Annotated in this window: 13 protein-coding genes, 1 tRNA gene and 4 pseudogenes; 12 read left to right on the top strand and 6 right to left on the bottom strand. The window is 72.8% G+C overall.

Translation table 11 applies throughout. The annotated features are described in order from the left end of the window. Positions 1–69: 69 nt before the first annotated feature. From JNW91_RS08190 to JNW91_RS08180, 3 genes and pseudogenes are all read right to left on the bottom strand, one after another. Positions 70–1,575 (bottom strand): annotated as a pseudogene (locus JNW91_RS08190) (cobyric acid synthase); the annotation flags it as partial. A 165-nt stretch (positions 1,576–1,740) separates the two neighbouring features. Then, positions 1,741–2,715, bottom strand: a pseudogene (locus JNW91_RS08185) (cobalamin biosynthesis protein); the annotation flags it as partial. Positions 2,716–3,080: 365 nt separating this feature from the next. Then, positions 3,081–3,887, bottom strand: coding sequence for a single-stranded DNA-binding protein (locus tag JNW91_RS08180; protein ID WP_203174287.1), 807 nt, complete (start codon positions 3,885–3,887; stop codon positions 3,081–3,083). 303 nt (positions 3,888–4,190) lie between these two features. Here JNW91_RS08180 and JNW91_RS08175 point away from each other — a divergent pair, with 303 nt between their 5' ends. Both JNW91_RS08175 and JNW91_RS08170 read left to right on the top strand, forming a co-directional pair. Continuing rightward, complete coding sequence (locus JNW91_RS08175; RefSeq protein ID WP_203174286.1) at positions 4,191–4,607, top strand: HPF/RaiA family ribosome-associated protein; 417 nt, start codon at positions 4,191–4,193, stop codon at positions 4,605–4,607. Between the two features lie 131 nt (positions 4,608–4,738). Continuing rightward, the gene (locus JNW91_RS08170) at positions 4,739–5,803 is read left to right on the top strand and encodes an alpha/beta hydrolase (RefSeq protein WP_203174285.1); all 1,065 of its coding nucleotides are present in this window, start codon (positions 4,739–4,741) and stop codon (positions 5,801–5,803) included. A gap of 9 nt (positions 5,804–5,812) precedes the next feature. On the opposite strand, the gene JNW91_RS08165 is transcribed toward JNW91_RS08170, so the two are convergent. Further along, positions 5,813–6,508, bottom strand: a complete 696-nt coding sequence (locus JNW91_RS08165; protein WP_203174284.1) for a hypothetical protein — start codon at positions 6,506–6,508, stop codon at positions 5,813–5,815. A gap of 158 nt (positions 6,509–6,666) precedes the next feature. On the opposite strand from JNW91_RS08165, the gene JNW91_RS08160 reads away from it, so the two are divergent. The 3 genes from JNW91_RS08160 to JNW91_RS08150 all read left to right on the top strand — a co-directional run bounded on the left by JNW91_RS08160 (position 6,667) and on the right by JNW91_RS08150 (position 9,214). Beyond that, a tRNA-Arg gene (locus JNW91_RS08160) sits at positions 6,667–6,739 on the top strand. A 41-nt stretch (positions 6,740–6,780) separates the two neighbouring features. Next, the gene (locus JNW91_RS08155) at positions 6,781–6,987 is read left to right on the top strand and encodes a hypothetical protein (protein ID WP_203174283.1); all 207 of its coding nucleotides are present in this window, start codon (positions 6,781–6,783) and stop codon (positions 6,985–6,987) included. Between the two features lie 148 nt (positions 6,988–7,135). Then, on the top strand, positions 7,136–9,214 hold the full coding sequence (locus tag JNW91_RS08150; RefSeq protein ID WP_203174282.1) for a PQQ-dependent sugar dehydrogenase: 2,079 nt from the start codon (positions 7,136–7,138) through the stop codon (positions 9,212–9,214). Between the two features lie 97 nt (positions 9,215–9,311). Here JNW91_RS08150 and JNW91_RS08145 read toward each other — a convergent pair whose 3' ends face one another. Then, positions 9,312–9,740, bottom strand: a complete 429-nt coding sequence (locus JNW91_RS08145; protein ID WP_203174281.1) for a VOC family protein — start codon at positions 9,738–9,740, stop codon at positions 9,312–9,314. A 101-nt stretch (positions 9,741–9,841) separates the two neighbouring features. Here JNW91_RS08145 and JNW91_RS08140 point away from each other — a divergent pair, with 101 nt between their 5' ends. Then, positions 9,842–10,735 carry a septum formation family protein gene (locus JNW91_RS08140; RefSeq protein WP_203174280.1) on the top strand — a complete coding sequence of 298 codons (894 nt, stop codon included), beginning with the start codon at positions 9,842–9,844 and terminating at the stop codon, positions 10,733–10,735. A 6-nt stretch (positions 10,736–10,741) separates the two neighbouring features. On the opposite strand, the gene JNW91_RS08135 is transcribed toward JNW91_RS08140, so the two are convergent. Next, positions 10,742–11,704 carry a hypothetical protein gene (locus JNW91_RS08135; protein ID WP_238424584.1) on the bottom strand — a complete coding sequence of 321 codons (963 nt, stop codon included), beginning with the start codon at positions 11,702–11,704 and terminating at the stop codon, positions 10,742–10,744. A 201-nt stretch (positions 11,705–11,905) separates the two neighbouring features. Here JNW91_RS08135 and JNW91_RS08130 point away from each other — a divergent pair, with 201 nt between their 5' ends. From JNW91_RS08130 to JNW91_RS08105, 6 genes and pseudogenes are all read left to right on the top strand, one after another. Then, positions 11,906–12,310 carry a hypothetical protein gene (locus tag JNW91_RS08130; protein ID WP_203174278.1) on the top strand — a complete coding sequence of 135 codons (405 nt, stop codon included), beginning with the start codon at positions 11,906–11,908 and terminating at the stop codon, positions 12,308–12,310. Positions 12,311–12,354: 44 nt separating this feature from the next. Further along, positions 12,355–12,792, top strand: coding sequence for a hypothetical protein (locus JNW91_RS08125; RefSeq protein ID WP_203174277.1), 438 nt, complete (start codon positions 12,355–12,357; stop codon positions 12,790–12,792). Positions 12,793–12,890: 98 nt separating this feature from the next. Further along, positions 12,891–13,286, top strand: a complete 396-nt coding sequence (locus JNW91_RS08120; RefSeq protein WP_203174276.1) for a VOC family protein — start codon at positions 12,891–12,893, stop codon at positions 13,284–13,286. Between the two features lie 107 nt (positions 13,287–13,393). Further along, positions 13,394–14,571, top strand: a pseudogene (locus JNW91_RS33530) (sensor histidine kinase). Next, a pseudogene (locus JNW91_RS33525) lies at positions 14,561–15,756 on the top strand (hypothetical protein). The pseudogenes JNW91_RS33530 and JNW91_RS33525 overlap by 11 nt, the downstream one beginning before the upstream one ends. Next, positions 15,729–16,442, top strand: a complete 714-nt coding sequence (locus JNW91_RS08105; protein WP_203174275.1) for a response regulator transcription factor — start codon at positions 15,729–15,731, stop codon at positions 16,440–16,442. Before JNW91_RS33525 ends, JNW91_RS08105 begins: the two are co-directional and overlap by 28 nt. The last annotated feature ends 12 nt before the right edge of the window (positions 16,443–16,454 follow it).

Genomic DNA, 16,454 nt, shown 5'->3' with positions numbered 1-16,454 from the left:
GTGCTCGGGACCCTCGTCACCGAGGATCCCGATCGGGCCCGGGTCGCCGGATTCTTCCTTCACCTCTGCGCCGGTCAGGGTTTCGCTCTCGACGAGGCGCCAGAGGGCGTCGGTGTCGAGGTGCTCCTCGACCAGGTCGCCGGGCAGGTCGAGGGCGCGTTCCCGGGCCGCGGCGAAGCTGGTGTCCGGCGCGACGCGGAACCCGGTGCGCCCGGCCAGCCGAGCCGCCTCGGTGAGGAACCAGCGGCGGAACGCGTCAGACTCGAACGCCCCGTGCCAGTGCGTGCCGTGCACCGGCCCGAGCACTGCGCCCTCGCCGACACCGTCGGCCCCGGTCAGCAGCGGGGTCAGGGTGGGGTCGGTCTGCGAGACGTACCCGTGGTGGATCTCGTAGCCACGCACCGGAAGGTCGCCGTGGGCGGTGCCCACCGACTGCCGGACGGTCTTGCGCGGATCGAAGGTGATCTCGATGGGCAGCAGGCCGAGCCCGGGCACGCTGCCCCGCCGGCTCTCCACCGGGTCGTGGATGGCGCGGCCGAGCATCTGGAAGCCCCCGCAGAGGCCGAGCAGTGGCTTACCGGCCGACACGTGTGCGGTTACCGCGTCGGCGAGGCCGGTCTCGCGTAGCCAGGCCAGGTCGGCGACGGTCGACTTGGAGCCGGGCAGGACGACAAGGTCGGCGGCGGCCAGTTCGGCTGGTTCGACGGTGAGGCGTACGCGGACGCCCGGCTCGGTGGCAAGCGCCTCCACGTCGGTGGCGTTGCTGATCCGGGGCAGCCGGACGACGGCCACGTCCAGCCATTCGGTGCCTCGCGGGACGGCCGGTCGGCCGAGCACCCGCCCGTAGGCGAGCGAGTCCTCCGCGTCGAGCCACAGGTCGAGTGCCCAGGGCACCACCCCGTACGCGGGGCGACCGGTGACGTGGCGAAGCATGTCCAGCCCGGGTTGGAGCAGGCCGAGGTCGCCCCGGAACTTGTTGATCACGAAGCCGGCGATCAGCGCCTGGTCGGCGGGGTCGAGCAGGGCCACGGTGCCGAACATCGAGGCGAAGACGCCACCCCGGTCGATGTCGCCGACCACGATGGTGGGCAGGTTGGCATGCCGGGCAAGGCCCATGTTGACGTAGTCACCGGCCCGCAGGTTGATCTCGGCTGGGCTGCCGGCGCCCTCGCAGATGACCACGTCGTACGTGTCGCGTAGTTCGGCCAACGCCGCGTACGCGGTCTGGGCGAGTCGGGGACGCAGCTGCCGGAAGGTGCCGGCGGTGATCGTGTCGACGGCCTCACCGAGCAGCACGACCTGGCTGGCCAGGTCACTGCCCGGCTTGAGCAGCACCGGGTTGAACCGCAGGTCGGGGGCCAGCCCGCAGGCGGCGGCCTGCATGGCCTGGGCCCGGCCGATCTCGCCGCCACGCCCGTCCGGCCCGACGACGACCGCCGAGTTGTTCGACATGTTCTGCGCCTTGAAGGGCGCCACCTTGACACCTTGGCGGTGCAGCCAGCGGCAGATGCCGGCGGTGAGGACGCTCTTGCCGGCGTCGGAGGTCGTGCCGGCGACGAGCAGCCCGCCGCTCACCGCCCGCTCCCCCGGCCCGGCCACCCGGTGGCACCGAGCGCACGGCCGACCCGCGGCACCCAACGCCACGGCGACCCGCGGCACCCGAGCCCACGGCGACCTGTACGTGCCGAGCCCACGGCGACCCACCGCGCCGAGCCCACGGCGACCTGTAGTACCGGGCCCACGGCGACCCACCGCGCCGAGCCCACGGCGGCCTGCGGCAGCAACCAGGCGGCCGAGGGTCACCGGGTAGGCGGCGGCCAGGCCCACCGCGGCCAGACCGACCGCGCCGGAGATCCGGGCGGCCCGCTTGAGGTGCCGCGCCTCGGGACGCGGGCCGTCACCGAGGAAGGGACGCACCTCGGAGCGACCGAAGTAGACGTTGCGACCGCCGAGGCGGACACCGAGCGCACCGGCCATCGCCGCCTCGCACTGGCCGGCGTTGGGGCTCGGGTGGTCGTTGCGGTCACGCCGCCACACCCGCCAGGCCCGATCCCGGTCGCCGTTCGCCACCGGAGCGACGGCGACGGTGAGCAGTCCGGTGAGCCTCGACGGCACCAGGTTGAGCAGGTCGTCCAGCCGAGCGGCCGGGGTGCCGAACCGTGCGTAGCGTGCCGACCGGTGCCCGACCATCGCGTCGAGGGTGTTCGCGGCGCGGTAGCCCAGCAGCCCGGGCAGGCCGGCGACCGCACCCCACAGCAGGGGAGCGACGACCGCGTCGGAGGTGTTCTCGGCGACCGATTCGACGGTGGCGCGCGCCAACTCCGACTCGTCCAGGGTCGACGGGTCCCGGCCGCAGAGGTGACCGAGGCGTCCCCGTGCGGCGGGCAGGTCGCCGTCGCGCAGGGTGCGACCCATGACGGTCGCCTCGTGCCGCAGCGTACGACCGCCGAGCACGGCCCACGTGCCGGCGGCCACGAGCACGGCCCGGGTCACCGGCCGGCGCCGGGTGGCCGCCGTGGCGACCGCCCCGAGCAGCACCGGCCCGCCCACGGCCAGCGCGGTGAACGCCGTTCCCGCGGTCCGGTTCGGCCGGTAGAGGCGGCGCTCCAGCGCGCCGGCGGCCTGCCCGAAGCCGGCCACTGGGTGCCACCGACGCGGGTCGCCGAGCAGCCTGTCCAGCGCGTACCCGGCCAGCAGCCCCACCGCGTTCGCCATCGGCGCTGTCCGTCGCACGCGCACCACCCCCGGCCAGCCAGCCTAGACGAGCGTCCCGTGCACCGGCCGGGCCTGCCGCGCCTCGCGTACGCCCCGGCCGGCGCCCGCGGATCGGAACGCGGTGGACTGGGCAGTGGCCACGCGGGGTGACGACGCCGGTCGCGTCGCCACCCCGCCCCCGTCGTGCCGCGCCGCCGGAGCCCCGCACGGACGCTGCCCGAACGCCACCACCTACGGCTGCCGACACCGCCAAGGCCGTTGCGGCCGAGGACCCTGTCGGGCACCGCCCCGGTCACTGCCGGAGCACTGCCAGCGACGTCAGGTGGCCGGCCGGCCGCTCGGCCCGCGATGGCCGAACCGACAGGTCACGCCGGCTGCGGAACCCGGCCGCGTCGCCGCCGACCGGTCGGAGCGGCGTCCGGCTCACCCTCGTCCGGCACCGGCCCCAACTCGTCGTCGGGATCGTCGTCGGCCGGGTCGTCGTCGGACGCCGCGGGTGGGACGGCCAGTTCGTCGTCGTCGAGCCCGCCCGGCCGGCTCGGCCCGTCACCGTCGAGGGAGCCACCGCCGAGAGACTCCTCGTCGAGGAACCCTCCGCCGAGAGAGCCGCCGAGGGAGCTGCTGTCGGACGCGCCCGCGCCACCCGGGCCGGTACGCGGGGCTCCGAACTCGGGCAGCTCGAAGTCGTCGTCCAGTGGACGGTCGTCGGGCGGTACGGGGGCCTGCCCGGCGGGCACCGGCTCGGTGGGCTCGCCGTGCACCCGACTCTCGGTTTCCGCGTCCTCGACGGTGCTGGTGGTCATGCTCGGCCGGTTACGCAGGAAGCGGGCCCGGCCTCGGGACAGGTCGTGGCCGACGGCGACCGCCTCCAGTTCGTAGAGGGTCCGGTGGTTGCCCGCGTCGTCGGTCCAGTCGCGGGTGTAGAGCCGGCCGCAGACCACGACCGGGTCGCCGATCATCACCGAGGCGGCCACCCCTTCGGCGAGCTTGCGCCAGCAGTTGACGCGTACCCGAAGGGAGTTGCCGTCGACCCAGCGGCCGCTGTCCCGGTCGAGGCGGCGGGCGGTGGAGGCGACCTTGAAGTTGGCCACCAGGGTGTTGCTCTGGGTGGTTCGTCGCCACTCGGGCGTGGTCAGCACATTGCCGACGATCGTGACGTACGTGTCGAACATCGTCCCTCCAGGGGATCGGGGGCCTGCCAGCGCGAGTCGACTCGCCATCGAGCCTGGGCGTCGGAGGTTCACGCGACCAGCACGAACCCTCGACCTGTGGATGACGAGGCCACCTGTGGACAACGCCCTGATCACGCCCGGATGTGGTACGCCGACCCGCCCGACACGACGTCGACGGTTTCCCGGGCCGGCCGAAATGGGTAAGGACTTGATCAACGCAACACCGACAGCTCCACGTCGACGAGAGGTCAGCGCCATGATGATCACCACCATCGGCTCCGCAACCGCTTCCGAGGCGCAGCGATGAGCGCCGTGGCGAACCCGGCCACCGTGGCCGAGTGCCTGCGTGTGGGTGCCGGGTTCTCCCAGGGCGATCGCAACTGGATCGCCGAGCAGTTCGCCACCCTCGACGCCCGGCTGGCCGGCTTCCACGCCGACGCCACCGAGCTGGAGGTGTCGGTGAAGGACCGCGAGGCCCGGGGGCAGAAGGTCACCCTGGAGTGCTGGATCGCCGGCCGGCAGAAGATCGTCACCACGTCCGCCGAGGAGGACCTGCACGCCGCCCTCAACGACGTCCGCGACGACCTGCGCCGCCGGCTCAACGATGCCAAGACCCGCCAGGAGCCCCGGCACAACAAGCACCTCCGCGACATCCCCCAGCCGCAGGGCGAGGTCGACGAGTCCGTCGATCCGACCCGCGCCGACGCGGAAACGGCCTGACCCACGCCGTACCCCCGCGATCTTGCACTTCCGGGTCCCGAATGTCGGCTGGCGCCGACGCCGAGCGCAGGATCGCGGGGCGGGCGGCCGAGGGCTACCGCCCGGTAGCTTCGCGGCGTAGCGTCGCGTTCGTGGAACCGGACGTGTTGGGGCCGCCGTACGAGCGGCAGACGATCGACCTGGGCACCGACGACGAGGGGCCCGTCGTCGCGACCCTGGTCCGGCGGCGGGCCGAGCGCCCCACCGGGCGGGCCGTGCTCTACGTGCACGGCTTCGTCGACTACTTCTTCCAGACCCACCTGGCCGACTTCTTCGCCGAGCGGGGCTGGGATTTCTACGCCCTCGACCTGCGCAAGTACGGTCGCAGCCTGCTCCCCGGCCAGACCCCGAACTTCTGCCGCGACATCAGCGACTACTTCCCCGAACTGGACGCCGCCGCCGAGATCATCCGCAACGACGACGGGCACGACACCCTGTTGGCGATGGGCCACTCCACCGGCGGCCTGATCATCTCGCTCTGGGCGGACGCCCGCCGCGACGGCGGCACCATCGACGGCCTGGTGCTCAACAGCCCCTTCTTCGACCTGAACGCCCCCTGGGCGGTCCGTCGACCCCTCGCGGCCGCCGTCTCCCGGCTGGGCCGCAGGGCGCCGCACCGCATCCTGCCGTTCGGGCTGGGCACGGTGTACGGCGAGAGCATCCACGCCGACCACCGCGGCGAGTGGAGCTACGACCTGGCGTGGAAGCCGCTGGCCGGGTTCCCCGTCCGGGCCGGCTGGCTGAACGCGATCCGCACCGGTCAACGCCGGCTGCGCGCCGGACTGGACATCCAGGTGCCGGTGCTGCTGGCCTGCTCGACCCGCTCCTTCCGGGGCACCAGGTGGCACGACAACGCGACCCTGGCCGACGCCGTGCTGGACGTCGAGCACATGGTCCGGTACGCGCCCCGCCTCGGCCGGCACGTCACCCTCGCCCGCTTCGACGGAGGGCTGCACGATCTCACGCTCTCCGGACCCGCCGTACGCCGGAAGGTCTTCGACGAGGTCGGTCGCTGGGCCGAGGCGTTCCTAACCGCCGGCCCCACCGCCCGGGCCGACTCCGCCGCCGGCACCAGCCCGAGCACCGGCGAAGCCCGTGTCCCGGCGAGTCGACAGCCGACGACCGACCCGGCGGGCGCGACGACGCCCGGCGGCTGACCAGGCGGCTCAGGCGTCGCCCGGCGTACCCGGGAGGACGGCTCCGATCCGGTCGAAGGTCGCCACCTGATGGCCGTCGGCGCCGGGCAGCACCAGCCCCAGGCAGTACAGCGACACGTCCCCGGCGGCGTCGGCCTGGACGACGAAGACGGGCGCCCCGACGTACCCCGCCGGCAGCTCCCCGGTGATCCGCACGTCGTCCCCGTCGCGGACCACCCGCTCGATCGCCACCTCCAGCGGGCGCGACCCGTCCTCGCGTACCCCGTGGGCCAGAACGAAGGCGGAAGCGGCGTCGGCGCCGAGGCGGGCGACGGCCTCAGGCCCGGCGGCGATCCCGGCGGGCACCGGCTGCACCCGCCAACTCCAGCCGCCGTCGCCGGCGTACCGGTGCAGCCCGGCCGTCGGCAGCACCGCGACCCCGTCGCCCGGGTAGCGGGCCCAGCCGGGCACGATCTCGACCTCGGGAACAGCGTCGGGGGCGACACCGGCCGGCTCGGTGACACTCCCCCGCAAACCCAGCTCACCACCCGGGGAACCCACCACGTCGGCCGCCGTCAACAGCGCCTCCCCCACCGGATCGTCGCCGCTCCGGAAGAAGAACGCCGTACCGAAGGCAGCGGACGTGCGGTACGGCAGGATGGCGCGGCCGACGACCTGGCACAGCTCGTAGGCGACGCCGCTCTCGGCATCGGGATCCAGCAACACCAGCCGAGGGTACGGTCCACCGTGGGATCGGCCTGCGGGAACCCGGATGCCGGCCGCCCCGCCTCCGTGAGACCCTGCTCGGCAACGTGGACGCGGGCACCCTTTACCCCGTCGCGCCGTGGGTCGGCGGTACCCTTCTGGCGCGACATCCACGCCACGCGCCCGTAGCTCAGCGGATAGAGCAGGGGACTTCTAATCCCAAGGCCGCAGGTTCGAATCCTGCCGGGCGCACCCTCCCCACCGCAGGTCAGCGGTTTTCCCTTCGGGTCTGCGTGCCGACCGTGGACGGGCAGACGACGCCGGTGCGCGACGGGCGGCTGACCTGGGCGCGGCGGCTCATGCTGATGCTGCCGATGCTGGGCCCGCAGGAACTGTCCGACGACGCCGTGGCTGTCGTGCACAGGGCGCTGGATGGGATCGGTGCGACGAACCGGTTGGCGGTGGCAGGGAGGCTGCTCGACCGCCTCAACTGGCGGTAGACGCGCGCCCCTCCGCTTTGCCCCCCATCGAGGGACATCGTTGACTTGTGTGGGCAATTCATCTTTGATGGTCGATGTCAATTGTTCGACGTGGTCGAGCGCTGGGTCGCCTGGGGCGGCCGGTCGATGCCCTGACCCTGGAGGACGGATGCGTATCTTCGCGCGGACCAACCCGCGTCGGCCCCGGCGACGGTTGCTGCCGGCGGCGATGGCAGCGGTGACGCTGTTGACGGTGGCCGTCGGCGCGCCGGCGGCGGCCGCAGCTCCCTCGACGGTGGTGGGCGTGGCCAGTGGCCGCTGCCTGGACGTGGTCGGCAACGTCAGGACGCGCGCCGGCCTCAACATCTACGACTGCAACGGTCAGGCCAACCAGTCGTGGACTCTCACCTCGGCCGGTGAGCTGCGGGTCTACGACGAGACGATGTGTCTGGACGTGGTCGGCCAGGACACCACCGCGCCGGCCGCGGTGCAGATCTACGGCTGCACCGGCGGCGCCAACCAGCGCTGGCGGGTCAACGCCGACGGGAGCATCGTCGGTGTCCAGTCCGGCCTGTGCCTGGACGTGACCGGCGGCGGCACCGCCAACAGCACCGCCGTGGGCCTCTGGACGTGCAACGGGCAGGGCAACCAGCGGTGGACGACGGCCCTGGGCAGCACCGACAGCCAGCCGCCCACGGCGCCGGGCAGCCCGCGGGTGAGCGGTCTGACGTGCACCTCGGTGACCTTCGCGTGGAACGCCTCGACGGACAACGTCGCGGTCGCCTTCTACGACGTCTACCACGACGGTCAGTTGATGACGTCGGTGAGCGGTACGACGTTGTCCACCAGCCTCACGGTGGTCGCCGGGGCGACCTGGGGCCTGTACGTCAACGCCCGCGACGCCGCGGGCAACGTGTCGCAGGCCAGCACCACCGTGTCGATCACGCCGCCGCCCTGTCAGGCCGACACGCAGGCACCGACCGCGCCGCAGCAGCTCACCGGCGCGGCGTCGGGCACCACGGTCACGCTGCGGTGGACGGCGTCGACCGACAACATCGGGGTACGGGCGTACGACGTGCACCGCAATGGGGTGAAGGTCGGCACGGTGACCGGCGCGCCCCCGGCCACCACGTTCACCGACAGCGGTCTGACGGCGAACACCGCCTACCAGTACCACGTGGTGGCCCGGGACGCGCAGGACAACGTGTCGGCGCGCAGCGGCACCACGACGGTGACCACCGGCGCCGGCTGCGGCAACCCGGTCTGCGAGGTGCGGCAGGTCACCACCGACACCGACGTCCCGTGGGGGCTGGTCACGTTGCCGGACGGCAGCGTCCTCTACAACCGCCGCGACGCGCACGACATCATCCAGCTCAACCCCACCACCGGGGCCAAGACCAACCTGGGCACGGTGCCGAACGTGCAGAGCACCGACGGTGAGGGCGGGCTGCTGGGCCTTGCCATCTCGTCCAGCTACGCCAGCGACCGCTGGCTGTACATCATGCACACCTCGCCCAGCGACAACCGCATCGTCCGGATCCGGTTGGAGAACGGTCGGCTCAACACCGCCAGCGAGCAGGTGCTGCTCAGCGGCATCCGGCGGAACAAGTACCACGACGGCGGTCGCCTGCGGTTCGGCCCGGACGGCAAGTTGTACGCCAGCACGGGTGATGCGCAGAACGGCAACTACGCGCAGGACCGGTCGAGCCTGGAGGGCAAGGTCCTGCGGCTCAACCCGGACGGGACCGTCCCGGCGGACAACCCGTTCGGCAACTACGTGTGGAGCTACGGCCACCGCAACCCCCAGGGCCTGGCGTTCGACTCACAGGGCCGGTTGTGGGAGCAGGAGTTCGGCAACTCGGTCATGGACGAGACCAACCTGATCACCCGGGGTGGCAACTACGGTTGGCCCGCGTGTGAGGGCACCAGCGGCACCTGCGGGACGGCCGGGTTCATCGCGCCGGTGCGCACCTATCCGACCGCGGAAGGATCCTGCTCCGGCATCACGATCGTGCGCGACGCGCTCTACGTGGCCTGCGCGCGGGGCGCTCGGATGTATCGCGCGGTGATCAGCGGTAACAGTCTGACGAACGTGCAGACGTACTTCAGTGGCACCTACGGTCGGTTGCGGACGGTCGAGCCGGCTCCCGACGGGGGTCTGTGGTTGACCACCACCAACCAGGGTGACAAGGACAGCACTCCGAACAACAGCAACGAGAGAATCCTCCACGTCACGCTCGGGAACTAGCCGGCCGCATCCTCTGGCGCGGGCGACAGGTTGCGCCCACGTCGGAGGATGGCCCGGTGAAGAAGCCACGGCGCGGTTCGCCGGCACCACCTCGCACTCAGGCGGCGGCGACGCAGAACTCGTTGCCCTCCGGATCGGCCATCACCACGTGGTGCCGGTCGACCTCCTCCAGGACCGTCCCGCCCGCCTCCACCAGGCGGTGAGCTTCCGCCGTGATCCGCGCCCACCGCTCGTCGGGGTCACCGTGCACCGGCACCCGGATGTCGATGTGGAGGCGGTTCTTCGCGGTCTTCGGCTCGGGGACGTTGAGGATGGAGAGGCGAGGGCCGACGCCATCCGGGTCGCACAGCCACGCGCCGTGCTCGGGGAGGTCGTCCTCCGGCAGGTCGAACTGGGCGAGCCACTCCGCGCGCGTCGTGAAGGGCGCGGGCGGCGGCTCGTCGATGTAGCCCAGGGCCGTCTTCCAGAACGCGGCGAGCACCTGCGCGTCGGCCGAGTCGAGCGTGAGATCGATGCTTGCTGCCATGGCCGGACCGTAGTGCACCCCTCCGACCGAAAGCAGGTGCTGACCCGTCGCGGCGGTGCCATATGCTGCGCGCGTCGGTACGGGGGCACAGGGAGATGGACATGCGACGCCAGGTCACGGCAGCGGTTACGGCTGCGTTCGTCATGGTGGTGGTGGCGGGCTGCGGCACGCCGGCCGGGACGGACGGCGACCTGTCCGACGACTGGCGGCCGATGGCTCAGGCGCAGCAGTTCGCGCCGGAGGCCGGCGAGTGCCACGTGATCGCCGACCCGACCGCGTACCTCACCAGCTACGCCCCGGTGGACTGCGCGAAGACCCACCTGGTGGAGACCTTCCACGTCGGCACGTTCACCGGAGCGTTGGCGGCGCGAACCACTCCACCCCCGGTGGAGTCGGCGACGATGCGTTCCACGTTCGCCGACTGCGACACGCGGGCCAAGCAGTTCGTGGGCGGCGACTGGCGCACCGCGCGGTTGTCGGTGCAGGTGGCGCCGACGTCGCCGGCCGGCTGGAAGGGGGGCGCCCGCTGGTACCGGTGCGACATCTTCGAGCTGGACGAGGTCAACGGCCCCAACGGCGAGTCCGACGCGGCGATCCAGCGGACCGACTCGCTCCGGGGCGCCCTGGCCAGCCGTTCCCCGCTGACGCTCGGCTGCATGAACGAGGACAAGTGGGGCATGCTGCGGACGGCCGGCTGCACCGCCGGGCACCAGTTCGAGTTCGTCGGCATCTGGACCGCCCCGGACCGCTCCTGGGCGGACGCCGCCAGGGACGAGGCAGCCATCCACACCGCCTGCCGGGCCGTCATCGCCCGCTACGCGAAGGTGCCGGTGGACGGCAAGCTGCCCTACCGCACCGGGACCGCGTACCGTTTCCCGTCCCGGCCGCTGTGGGAACGCGGTGACCGGGGCGTGCGCTGCTACTACTGGTCCAGCGGCACCACGGTCAAGCGGTCGATCGCCGGCGGTGGCACGGCGGTGCTGCCGATCCGCTGAGCCGGTTCAGACGGGGCCGAGCAGGGCGGCGAGCGCGGCGTCGCCCTGGCCGAGCTGCGCCCCACCGGCCGGCGGTACGACGAGGAAGCGCCGGCAGCCGTCGAGTTCCACGTACCGGTCGGGTCCGCCGGCGCCATTGAGCGGTCGGAGTACCGCGAAGCGGGACGCAGGGGTGGCACAGTTTCCCGCCGGTCGGGCGCCGGCGAGTGCCCGGAGCACGCCCGCCTGACGATCGGCCGGCAGCGGACCGCCGTACACGAAGTCGCCCGCCGGCTTGCCGCCGCCCTGCTCGGAGGCGGGCACCTGGTAGACGCAGAGGCGCAGCGGCCCGCCGGTCGGTGCGGCGGCCGACGGGGGCGGTTGCGGGCGTCCGCTGGTCGTCTCCACCCACACCATGTCCGCCCACCGTTGCGCGCAGCCGGCGGCGTCGGCCTCCGCCGATTCGACCTGCCCGACGGGACGGGTGTCCACCGTGGTCAGACGCAACTCGGCCAGCGCGGCGCTCACCTCGGCGCGCGGCTTGCCGCAGGAGTTCGTCGGCAGGTACGGGCGCAGCCAGCGTCCCCGCTCGTCGAGCAGGGCGAGCCATGGCGGGACCACCATGTCGAGGGTGCACGCGATGTCCCCGTCCGCGCGCTGGTCAGGTAGGCGCAGCGCGTCGACCAGCGCCTTGATCTCGTCGGCGCGTCGCTCGGAGGCCACCTGCTCCTGACCGCCACCGGGACGCGGCCGGATCTCCCGGACGCAGAGCACGGCGGCGACCGGGGTGAACGAGGGGTCGATGCGGCCGATCTCCGGCTCGTCCCCGGCGGGCTTCGGCGTGTCCGGCAACGACAGCACGCCGCCGGCCCGTGGCGCCGCCTGAACGCAGGAGGTCCAGGCGTCGACGATCTGGGCCGGGCCTGGTTCGTCGGCCGACCCGTCCACCGTGCCCGCGCAGCCGCCGAGACCCACGGCGATCAGCGCCATCACCAGTACGTTCCGTCCCGAGCGCATGACGATGAGACGGCCGCCGGCAGCGCCTGGTTCCCGGCCCGCCCATCGCGAGGCGCTCGTTCGCAGGTGTTCCGCACTGTTCGGCACCGTTCCGCACGGCCCGCGATCTGGCAGACGTACAGCCCGGCCGGTGGAATTCGAGCAGGACATGGATCAATTCGGAAGGAGAGGCCAATGCGCAAGCGTCACGTAGCCGCGGGTGTCGCCGTTGCCCTGGCACTGGTCGGTCTGGAGGCGAGCCCCGCCGCCGCAGCGGCGTCCTGGAACGCCACGGGCAGCGCCGGGGACAAGGTCGGGGCCTGGGGGTACGGCTCGCTCACCTACAACACCGACAACGGCCGGGTTGAGGTGGCGGCGACCATCGAGGACACGAAGAAGGACGGCCACCGGGCCATCCTCAAGATCCAGGCTGAGTACCAGGACAACTCGGTCCGAACCGAGGAGATCGCCGACACCACCGGCAGCAGCGACTCGTCCTACGGCTCCGGGTGGTTCACCTTCGCGAGCGACGTGGACAGCATCTGGGTCCAGGAGTGTGTGGCGAGTTCCTGCGCCGGCGGCTGGTACCAGATCTGGTGAACGGTCAGGCCCGGAAGACAACGATCAACAGGGGAGGAACCGAAATGCGGAACATGATGAAGAGGATCGGCGTGGCAGCCGGTGCCGGAGTGCTGGCGTTCGCCGGCATCGCGGCCACCGGTACGCCCGCGATGGCGGCATCCAGCTGGACGGCCCAGTACACCGACGCCGACATCGTCGGGGCGCACGGCTACGGCACGTTCGAGTGGTACACGACCACGACCACGACCGCCCGGGTGACCGCCACGGTCAAGGACACCGCTACCGACAGCCACGGCGCGCGGCTCTACGTCCGGTGGGAGAGGAATGACGGTGTCCGGCAGGACGCGGGCTACGTCAGCGCGTCGGGCAAGGATGACAAGGCGACCAAGGTCTTCAGCCTCCCGGCAACCCAGTACTACGCGTTCGAGGTCATGGAGTGCTTGACCGAGGCCGGCGCGACCATGTGGGGCAGCTGCGGGGATTGGTCGTACCCGGGCTGACGGTTCGCCGCATCGGGGGGTAGCCCGTGCGGTGGGAGCCGTCGCGCGCTGACGGATCCCACCGCACGGGCCGCGAAGCTCGCCGGCAGAATGACCGAATGGCACATCTGGGACTTGTCGCGCTGCTGGTCAGGGAGTACGACGAGGCGATCGACTTCTACGTCGGGAGCCTCGGCTTCGAGTTGGTGGAGGACACCGCCCGACCGGACGGCTCGCGCTGGGTGGTGGTGCGCCCGACGGGCGCCCGGGAGACGGCGCTGCTGCTGGCCCGGCCGAGCAGCCCGGAGCAGCAGGCGCGGGTGGGCGACCAGGCGGGTGGCCGGGTCGGCCTGTTCCTGTACACCGAGGACTTCGCCCGGGACCACGCGCGGATGGTGGCGGCCGGGGTGCGGTTCCTGGAGGAGCCACGGCACGAGTCGTACGGCTCGGTCGCGGTCTTCGCCGACCTCTACGGCAACCGGTGGGACCTGCTCCAACCGCGCAGCACAGAGTGACACATTAGCGACACTCCGCGCACAACTGGCATCGGCCATGCTATTGTCCAATGTCGATCTATGCCGCGCGGACCCGGACCGGGTCGTTGTCGGAAGGACACTTCCCGATGCCGGCCGTTGCCGCCCCGACCGCGCCGCCGCCCGCGCTGGACAGTCCGGCCGGTGGCGCGTTCACCCTCATCTTCACCACAATTCCGGCGCTGCTGCGGCTGACCTGCGGGCTTGTCGCTGCGGCGGTGGCGCTGTCGGTGCGTACCCCACCGGTCGAAACGGCCCTGCTGCTGCCGGTCGTCGCCGCGCTGACCGGCTGGTCGCTCTGGTACGCCGTCCGCGCGCTGCGCCACGGGTTCACCCCCGCCCTGGTCGCCGGTGACGTCGCGGTCACCGCGGTGGCCTGCCTGCTCATTCCCGTGCTGGTGGCACCCGGGGTGTTGCCCGGCGAGGGCAGTTGGATCGCGGTGCTCGCCAGCACCACGGTCATCAACGCACAGGCCACCGGCGCGCCACGGTGGTCGGTTCCGGCCGGGCTGCTGGTCACCGCCACGTACGCGATCGGCACGTACTCCGCCGGCAATCCCGCCGAGGCGCGGGCGCACGCGGCCACGCTGCTCGTGCAGACCGGCTGCACGGCGATGATGACCGCGGTGATGCGCCGGCGGATCGGGCGCGCGGACCGGGCGTTCGCCGAGCATCAGAGGCTGACCGGGGAGGCATTGGTCGCCCGCGCCGCCCGGGAGGCCGAACGCCGGCAGAACCGCGACCTGCACGACACCGTGCTCGGCACGCTGACCATGGTGGGGCTCGGCGCGGTGGCCGGCCCGTCGGCCGCGTTCCGTGAACGGTGCGCGTCCGACCTGCGTACCCTCGTCGCGGTGGCCGACGTCGGCCCGGTGCCCGGCGACGGCCCGGTGCGCCTGGACGGGCGGCTGCGCACGGTGCCCGACCGGCTGCCCGAGCTACGGGTGGCCCTCGACCTGGCGCCGTGCGCGGTGCCCGCCGGGGTGGCCGACGCGATCACCGAGAGCACCTACGCGGCACTGTCCAACGTGGTCCGACACGCTCCGGGAGCACGGGCCACGCTGCGGCTCACCCGCGACGCGATCGCCGTCGTCGTCGAGGTCGCCGACGACGCCCCGGCTTCGACCCGGGCACCGTCCCGGCCCACCGGTACGGGCTACGCGAGTCGATCCGCGGCCGGATGGCGACCGTCGGCGGACGGGCCGAGGTGCACTCGGCACCCGGCCTGGGCGCCCGGATCCGACTGGAGTGGCCCGGTGTCGGCTGACCTGGGCGCCGCGGCGGAGGCGCCGGTCCAGACCCTGGTCGGTGTGCCGGCGCCCCGCGGGTCGGCGTCCACGGAGGCACTCGCCGCGCCGGCCGCCGTGGCCCACGCGTCCGACCGGGGTGCCCGGATCGTCGCCGTCGCCATCGCGCTGGCCTGGCACATCGCCATCGGGTTGCCGGCGGTGCTCGCCGCCCGCGCGGAGTTCACCGCGCCGGTGGTGGTGCTCGGTGGCTGGGTGCTGGTCCTGGCCGCCGGCACGACGGCCGGGGTGCTGCTGCTGCGTGGTACGCCACTGGCACCGTGGCCGCTGGCCGGGCTGCTGCTCGTCGTCGACGCGGCGGTCTTCGCCTCCGCCGGCGAGCGGCAACTGTTCACCGCCGCCAACTGGGTGTGGGGCACGCTCGGCTGGTTCTTCGTGCTGGCGTTGTGGGGGCGGCGGGTCGCCGGGCTGGTGGCGCTGCTGACCACGCACGCGTTGATCGCGCTGGTCGCCGTGCTCGGGCACGGTCCCGACGGCATCGACCTGGCCCGGTACGTGATGTACGTCTACGGCACGTCCTCACTCCCGGTGGCGATCTTCGTGGGCAGCACGGTGATCGTCGGTCTGGCCCGGGAACGGGCCGCCGCCGCGGCCGCCATGCACACGATGGCCGCGGAACGGGACGCCGCCGAGCGGGGCCTGCGGGAGCGCCGCGACCGGCTCGCGCTGGTCGGGGCGACGGCCGGGCGGGTGCTCGACGAGTTGGCCACCGGTCAGGCCGACCCGGACGACCCGGAGGTGCAACGGCGATGCGTACTCGCCGCCGCCCGGCTGCGCCGCCTGATCGCCGAGTCCGACGACGTGCCCGACCCGCTGCTGCACGAGTTGCGGGCGGCCGCCGACCTGGCCGAACGCAACGGGCTGCCGATCGACCTGGTGACCATCGGCAGTCCCCCGCCGCTGCCGGTGGAGATCCGCCGTCAGCTGGCCGACCCGCTCACCGGCATCTCGCGGGCGCCCGGGAGTGGGCCCGGCTGACCGTGGTGTCCAACCCGGACGAGGTGGTGGTCAGCCTGGTCACACCGGACCGGCAGGGACCGGAGGCGACCGGTCCACCGCTCGGGGAGCACGACGACGGGCCGATGCAGCACCTCTACGAACGGGACGGAAACATCAGATGGGCGCAGACCCGGTGGCGGAGATGACCGGCGGCCGGCCGGTCGGGGTGGCGATCGTCGACGACCACCCGGTGGTCGTCGAGGGCGTCCGCGCGTGGCTCGCCACCGAGGCGCGACTGACCGTGCTGGCCACCGGCGACGATCCGGACGAGGTTCTACGTGCCGCCCCGCACGCCGACGTGGTCCTGCTCGACCTGCGGCTGCACGGCAGGATGGTGCTGGACAAGCTCGCCGAGCTGAGCGCCGCCGGGCGGCGGGTGGTGGTCTACTCGGAACACACCGACCCGGACACGATGCTCGCGGCGCTGGATGCCGGGGCGGTCGCGTTCCTGGCCAAGCACGAGGGCCGCGAGCACTGCGTGGCGACCGTGCTGGCCGCCGCGAGCGACCGCCCGTACGTGCCGCCGGCGCTGGCCGGCGCGATGGTCGGCGACCCTCGGCCGGACCGGCCGATGCTGTCCGACAAGGAACGTGAGGCGCTGCTGCTCTGGTTCCAGTCGATGTCCAAGGCGTCGGTGGCCCGGCGGATGCAGATCAGCGAACACACGGTCAAGCAGTACGTGGACCGCGCGCGGATCAAGTACACCCGGGCGGGGCGTCCGGCCGCCACAAAGGCGGCATTGCTCGCCCGGGCGATCGAGGACGGCCTCGTCCGCCCGGAGGAGATCGGCATCTACCGGTCACAGGCGACGCACGACCGGCCGACCCCCTAACGGGCGTCATGA

The organism is Micromonospora parastrephiae, assembly GCF_016802865.1.
Lineage (GTDB): Bacteria > Actinomycetota > Actinomycetes > Mycobacteriales > Micromonosporaceae > Micromonospora > Micromonospora parastrephiae.
This window is presented reverse-complemented; position numbering and strand designations above follow the sequence as displayed.